The 1191-nt window shown below is 67.3% G+C and carries 1 protein-coding gene; it reads left to right on the top strand.

Annotated elements, in window-relative coordinates:
• On the top strand, positions 1-1191 hold the full coding sequence (gene tuf / locus ACQKQD_RS34130) for an elongation factor Tu (RefSeq protein WP_012319185.1): 1191 nt from the start codon (positions 1-3) through the stop codon (positions 1189-1191).

The following is a 1191-nucleotide window of genomic DNA, read 5'->3' as shown; positions in this document are numbered from 1 at the left end:
ATGGGCAAGGAAAAGTTCTCCCGCACCAAGCCGCACTGCAACATTGGCACGATCGGCCACGTCGATCACGGCAAGACGTCTCTGACGGCGGCGATCACGAAGGTCCTGGCCGAGACGGGCGGGGCGACGTTCACGGCCTACGACCAGATCGACAAGGCGCCTGAGGAGAAGGCGCGCGGGATCACGATCTCGACGGCGCACGTGGAGTACGAGACGCAGAACCGTCACTACGCGCACGTGGACTGCCCCGGCCACGCCGACTACGTGAAGAACATGATCACGGGCGCGGCGCAGATGGACGGCGCGATCCTGGTGGTGTCGGCGGCCGACGGCCCGATGCCGCAGACCCGCGAGCACATCCTGCTGGCCCGCCAGGTCGGCGTCCCGGCGCTGGTGGTGTTCCTCAACAAGGTCGACATGGTCGACGACGAGGAGCTCCTGGAGCTGGTCGAGCTGGAGGTGCGCGAGCTGCTGTCGAAGTACGACTTCCCCGGCGACGACATCCCGATCACCAAGGGCTCGGCGCTGATGGCGCTGGAGGACAAGGAGCCGAAGATCGGCAAGGAGGCGGTCCTGGCGCTGATGGCGACGGTGGACGCCTATATCCCGCAGCCGGAGCGTCCGATCGACATGCCGTTCCTGATGCCGATCGAGGACGTGTTCTCGATCTCGGGCCGCGGCACGGTGGTGACGGGTCGCGTCGAGCGCGGCATCGTGAAGGTGGGCGAGGAAGTCGAGATCGTCGGCATCCGGGCGACCACCAAGACGACGGTGACGGGCGTGGAGATGTTCCGCAAGCTGCTCGACCAGGGGCAGGCGGGCGACAACGTCGGCGTGCTGCTGCGCGGCACGAAGCGCGAGGACGTGGAGCGCGGCCAGGTCGTGTGCAAGCCGGGTTCGGTGAAGCCGCACTCGAAGTTCAAGGCCGAGGCGTACATCCTGACCAAGGAGGAGGGCGGCCGCCACACGCCGTTCTTCACCAACTACCGGCCGCAGTTCTACTTCCGGACCACGGACGTGACCGGGATCTGCACGCTGCCGGAGGGCACCGAGATGGTGATGCCGGGCGACAACGTGACCATGGACGTGGCGCTGATCGTGCCGGTGGCCATGGAGGAGAAGCTGCGCTTCGCCATCCGCGAGGGCGGCCGCACCGTCGGCGCCGGCGTCGTCGCCGCCATCAACGACTGA

Source organism: Methylobacterium sp. NPDC080182 (genome assembly GCF_050281105.1).
In the GTDB taxonomy this organism is placed as follows: Bacteria; Pseudomonadota; Alphaproteobacteria; order Rhizobiales; family Beijerinckiaceae; genus Methylobacterium.
Note: the sequence above shows the minus strand (reverse complement) of the source record. Positions and strands in the feature narration are given on the sequence as shown.

Excerpts from the sequence above, each read along its gene's own strand:
- tuf (WP_012319185.1), top strand. The coding sequence starts at position 1 with ATGGGCAAGGAAAAGTTCTCCCGCACCAAGCCGCACTGCAACATTGGC.